The organism is Microbacterium sp. (genome assembly GCF_043427715.1).
Lineage (GTDB): Bacteria > Actinomycetota > Actinomycetes > Actinomycetales > Microbacteriaceae > Microbacterium.
The window spans coordinates 1-5,333 of sequence record NZ_JBHWTD010000064.1; the positions used below are offsets into that span (position 1 = coordinate 1).

The 5,333-nt window shown below is 62.7% G+C and carries 5 protein-coding genes and 1 pseudogene; 3 read left to right on the forward strand and 3 right to left on the reverse strand.

The features are described 5' to 3' along the window. Positions 1-296 precede the first annotated feature (296 nt). Positions 297-1,120: pseudogene (locus ACHFGS_RS06440) on the reverse strand (IS3 family transposase); the annotation flags it as partial. A gap of 315 nt (positions 1,121-1,435) precedes the next feature. Here ACHFGS_RS06440 and ACHFGS_RS06445 point away from each other — a divergent pair. Both ACHFGS_RS06445 and ACHFGS_RS06450 read left to right on the forward strand, forming a co-directional pair. Next, entirely contained in the window at positions 1,436-2,086 is a 651-nt protein-coding gene (locus ACHFGS_RS06445) for a hypothetical protein (protein WP_394278389.1), read from the forward strand. A 9-nt stretch (positions 2,087-2,095) separates the two neighbouring features. Next, on the forward strand, positions 2,096-2,785 hold the full coding sequence (locus ACHFGS_RS06450; RefSeq protein WP_394278388.1) for a hypothetical protein: 690 nt from the start codon (positions 2,096-2,098) through the stop codon (positions 2,783-2,785). Positions 2,786-2,982: 197 nt separating this feature from the next. Here ACHFGS_RS06450 and ACHFGS_RS06455 read toward each other — a convergent pair whose 3' ends face one another. Further along, positions 2,983-3,345 carry an Lsr2 family protein gene (locus ACHFGS_RS06455; RefSeq protein WP_394278390.1) on the reverse strand — a complete coding sequence of 121 codons (363 nt, stop codon included), beginning with the start codon at positions 3,343-3,345 and terminating at the stop codon, positions 2,983-2,985. Between the two features lie 441 nt (positions 3,346-3,786). Here ACHFGS_RS06455 and ACHFGS_RS06460 point away from each other — a divergent pair, with 441 nt between their 5' ends. Beyond that, entirely contained in the window at positions 3,787-4,065 is a 279-nt protein-coding gene (locus ACHFGS_RS06460) for a hypothetical protein (RefSeq protein WP_394278387.1), read from the forward strand. 715 nt (positions 4,066-4,780) lie between these two features. Here ACHFGS_RS06460 and ACHFGS_RS06465 read toward each other — a convergent pair. Continuing rightward, on the reverse strand, positions 4,781-5,333 hold a 553-nt coding region (locus tag ACHFGS_RS06465; protein WP_394289289.1), incomplete at its 5' end, for a hypothetical protein.

Here is a 5,333-nt window from a genome sequence, read left to right on the forward strand (position 1 = left end):
CGAACGCGCGCTGTACAACGCCCTGGTCGAGACGGAGCTCGACTGGGCAGGCCTCGAGCTCAACCCCGAAGACACCGCTATTGGGTCTGTGAGGCTCACGCTCCCCGGAGGGCAGGCGCCGCGCCGCATCACGTTGCGGCAGCTCCAACCCCGTCAGTACGTACTGAAGGCCCGCTTCCAGCCGGCCTCAGCCTGAGACGCCGTGCGGGGGGCGTAGCGCGGACGACCACACCCATGCCCGGTACTCCTTCTGGTCGAGGTGGAACCGGCTCTTCGCAGTTGAGGGTGTAGCCCGGGACCGCCGGGGCGCCCCGGGCGGCGACGAGGTCCTCGAGGTGGGCGGTGAGTCGGTCGACGGTAATCGAGCGCTCCACGAGGCCGCCGATACACTCCCGGGTGTGTTCGTCGACGATGGAGCAGATCTTGATCGGTCGGCCGTGATCGTCGGCATCGAACTGAAAGTCCACCGCCCACACCACGTTCGGCGCATCCGCCGTCGGCGCGTCGACGGTCGAGGACCCGACTCGCTTGCGCCTACGCCGCTGCGGCACACGCAGCCCCTCGTCACGCCAGAGACGTTGGATCTTCTTGTGGTTCACCACCCACTCCTCGGCGCGGGCGTCGTGATATGCCCGCCGATACCCGTAGCGGGGGTGGTTCTTCGCCCAGGCGCGCAGCCAGTCCCGCAGCGCCATGTCCGGATCGTCGGTGGTTTCGCCCTTGAGCGGGCGCCGGTATGCGGAGCGTGAGAGCCCGGCCAGGCGGCACGCCATCCGTTCGCTCACCTGCAGTGTCCTGAGCAGGTGCGAGACGGCGGCGCGACGTCTGCCCGGGCCTAGAAGTTTCCCTCAGCCAACTCCTTCAGCGCCGCCTTCTCCAGCTCCGCTTCGGCGAGCAGACGCTTCAGGGTGGCGTTCTGCTTCTCCAGCTCCTTCAGGCGCTTTGCGTCGTCGGCCTTGAGGCCGCCGTACTGGTTCCGCCACCGGTAGTACGTCTGCTCGGACACGCCGAGCTCCCGACACACCGCGGCGACATCCTGCCCGTCGGCGAGCATCCTGTCGGCCTGCCCGAGCTTGCGGACGACCTGCTCCGGGGTGTGACGCTTCCTGCTGTTCGACATGATCTGACCAGTCTCCCTGCCCGAACCCTCGGGCAACAGGACAACTCACACAACGACTGGACCTACAAAACGGGGTCAGCCCAACCGCATTGACAATGTGCTCCGTCGCGATGAGGTCCCTGCCCAGTGCGTATGCGGTGCTGCTGAGTTCCGGAGCGTCCACTGGCGCATGCATTCTGCTGGTTGAGGGCTCATCCGAGACTTGGTTCATCACCATCTGCCGCGCCTCGGCGAGGGTTGCAGGCTGAAGGCGCACCACGACATTGCTTGTGGCTCGGGAACCCCGTCTGCCATGGTCAAGCCCAAGTTGGCGAGATGATGAAGATCTGGGGCGGAATGAAGACAAAGACTGTGCGGGGCACGCTCGCAGCGACATTGGCTTTAGCTCTCGTCTTCGGCGCACCCGCTCAGGCAGCAAACGCGGCCACAGTCAACGGAGAGCAGCTCGACTTCGCCAACAAGATGAGTCCCGGAACTAACATCGGGTACAAGATCTTCGCTGGCAACGAGTACACCTCGTCAATCCCGGCTGCGGTGAACATGCTGATGTACCCCTCGGGCCTCTCGAACCCAATGGTGCTCTGGAGCACCACGGCAACTGCGAACTCGCAGATGGACTTTTATCAGTACAGCGATTCCTTGAGCGGCGTTGCCGCGTACGCCACAGTGTGGGAGAAGGATCCGAACGGCCCGCCGAGCAACCCTGGGTACCGCAAGATGCCAACGATTGCCATGGATTGGCGAGACTGGCGCTACGCCGAGATTCGGCTCAATGATGCCGAGATGGACTCAATGAGCGCGACAACCCGGAAGAAGATCATTCTTCACGAGATGCTTCATGGCTACGGCCTGCGCGACCTCGTCAAAGCCGCGAACAAGCCGCGCATCATGTACGCATACATGGCCGGTTGGACGGCGACCGGGCTCACTGCCGCTGAAAACAACGTGCTTGTAGCGAAGTACTGAGAGGCCCCGATGAGAAAGACTGCAGCAACACTTCCGCTCCTCCTGACAGCTGTACTTCTTGCAGGGTGTGCATCGAGTGACGGAGCAGTGCTGGCCGAACAGCAAACGCCCACTCCCCCGACTCCGTCGACGCAAGTCGAAACCTATGCCCCCGACCCGCAGACGGCAAACATCCAGGGATCCTGGGCTTTCGACGTCACAGACATACAGCAAGTGGTTCTCGACGCAGACACCATAGTTCTTGCCGAAGTCACGGGCATCAACAAGATGGGGACGTTCGAGTTTGCCACAGGCGCGCCACCAAAGACTCGCATCGACGTGAAGGCACAGGAGACAATGAAGGGCGACTTTTCTCCCGACAACGCACTCTACGTACCGGGCGGAACGGTGACGTTGCAACAGGTCTTCGAGTCGCAGGATCCAGAGAGCAGCAAGAAGAGCGGCATCGCCGACATGGACGAGAAGGAACGTCGGTCCTCGCTCGTCGAGTATGTGTCAAGCGACCCAGTGGCCCTGGAGGTCGGTCGAGAGTATCTCTTCATGCTTCGCCACTCGGAGGAGATGGACGTTTATGCAGTCGCTGCGGACGGGTACGGCGTCTTCGACGTCACCGGGTCCGAGTATACGAATCGCATCACCGGCCAGACAGTCACGATCGAGAAGCTTCGAGAGATGATAAAGGCGGAACCGGCCGGATGAGGACCGACCGTCAGTCCCAGTGACTCCAGCTTCGACCGTTCCGCCATCTGTATTCCGGCCGAACAACCGCGATCCACGTGAGCCGTCACCGGCCGCTTCTCAGAAGAGAGGCAGCCAGATCGCGGATGAAGCTCGACAACGCTCCTGTGCAATAGAGCGATGCGAAACTTCACGAATCAGGATGCGATCGGACCTTGTTATCGACGACTCGCGGCGTACGCTTCGAGGACTGCGCCCGGCACCCGTCCACGGTCGCTCACGTTGTGTCCGTTCGCGCGCGCCCACTCTCGGACCGCCGTCAAGTCGAGGTCATCTTTTGGGCCTGATGAGCTGCGCCGAACGCGCGGTGATGCAGCAGAGCGGATCTGACGAGCCGCGTTGACAAACGGCGCAAGCGCCTCATGAAGCTTGTCGGCGTTCTCATTCGAAAGATCGATTTCATAGTCTCGGCCATCGACGGAAAAGCGGCTCTTCGCAGTTGAGGGTGTAGCCCGGGACCGCCGGCTGGTTCGCGGATAGGCGTCGAGGTCTTCCAGGATGGAAGTTCTCACGCTCACCATCCGCCGGAAGACCTCGACTTGCACCACCCTACGTTCGCGACCCCTGACCTGACCACGTTCTGCCGTCTCGATGAGCTCGGCCTTCAAGCCGTCGGGCAGCTGCTCGAGCCTGATCGGGCGGTGCTGGAGTGCCGCGAGGTCCGGATTGTAAGCAGTCATAGACACGGCTCGCTCCTCATCGTCAGTCGATGGCACAACGTAGCACGCCAAAGGCGGCCTCATGTATCATGCATTTCGATCTGATAGCCCCCGCCGCGCCGAGATGTAGTCGAACGCCTGGGTTGAACCGGTGTGGGCCGGGTGGACGGATCGCGGTATCGCGGGGCTGCCGAATGAGCTCGCTCGATCGAGCGCGCACGATCGGGGCCGTCGTCCGCATGAGTTGTCGAGCACTACGACGACGTGGTTTCCGCGCCGCGCTGACAGTAGATTGATCGCACGATGAATGATCGCGAGCAGTTGCTGCAAGTTCGACGAAACCTCCATGTAATGCTGCTGGCCACCGAGAGCGCACCGGAGATCCTGAGGGTCTGTCTTACAGGCCCTCCCGAGGGCTCTTCGATCGAGTCTGAGCTGAGCGAAACGCTCGGTATCAGTGAAGCCGAGTCGCAGACAGTCCTCCGAATGCAGTTTCAGGCGCTGACGCCCCACGCTCGTGAACAACTTCGCGCTGACGTCGCCGAGGTCGATCGTCAACTCGTCGAGCTCCAAGCGACGTAGTCGCGACTGCACGAACCATTAGCCGAGGGCCAGGCTCCCTATGAAGCCTGGCCCCCTCATGCCTTTCGTTGCGTTATCCGCAGCTGTCGTAAACGGTCTCCATGCCCGCACCCGAAGCGATCGCTTTCCAGGTGACGGTTCGAGCTCCAAAGTCGTGCGTGTGGCCGAACTGGTAAACGCCAGTGGTTCCCACATCGATCCATCGCCCACTCTGGAACCGGGCGTAGTAGACCCGGCCCTCGGGCGTTCAATGTCGCACTCACTCGAACCGTCTGGTCAGGTCCACAGCTCTGCGTCCCCTGTGCTTGGGTGATCGCGAACGGGGTGACCTCCGGACCCGAGGGTGCCGGCGCCGCGGTTGCGGCGAGAGACGTAAGCGAAAGTGCCCCTGCGGCGGCCGCCGCAGCAAGAAGTCGGATGTACCTGCGACTGCGTTTGTTCATTGCTCTTCTCCTAGTGCGAGATCGATCTGTCTGGCGAGAGCACGACGACGAGTGGCGGCTGAAGTGCCGCCAGATGTTGCCCCCGCGTCCGAACCTAGGCAACCAACGCGTGAGCATCGGTGAACAAGTCCTGACGACAAATCCACTGGAAGGACAACGAACGGGGAGCACATCGCCGGGGCAGGAGTGCAATCCGACTGTCGACCCCAGCGGGCCGGTGTTGGTTGCGCTCGAGATGCTTCGCGCGGCGACCGAAGCGACGAAGACCGCGCTCAGCGCTGCGGTGCGGCGGAGCCCGACCTGCGGGCCTTTACCCACTTCTCCACAAGCTGATCGACGAGCGCCGCGGGGATGCCGGCAAGCACCCCGAATCCGAACATCGACAGGAGCGGGACAACCCAGTTGTCCGCCGTGAGCGGTGGAAGGAAGAAGTACGCGAGCATTGCAGGAGACGCACGGACGGCCGAGGGAATCCCCGATATGGCGGCGGACCCCTTGGTGGCCGCCTTTCGCTCGATGTCCGCGCGCACTTCCTCGGCTCGACGCTGCACGGTCGGGTCCGACTTGATCTTCTCGATCCAGCTTTCAACGGCGAGACGAACCTCGTCGGTGACCGTGCGGTCGTTAAGCCCGGCGATGATGTCGAGCTGCGCTCGGGTCGACTCATTGAGCCTGACTGCGAGCGGCCTAGGGCGTGTCTGACAAAGGTTGAGGCGACGGGCTGAGAGTCTCGTTTGGTGTCTCGGTTTCAGATGCTCTCGGATGCTCAGTGGTCGTTGATCGAAGATTTGCTGCCCCGTCCGACGGGCCGGCCCGGACGGAGGT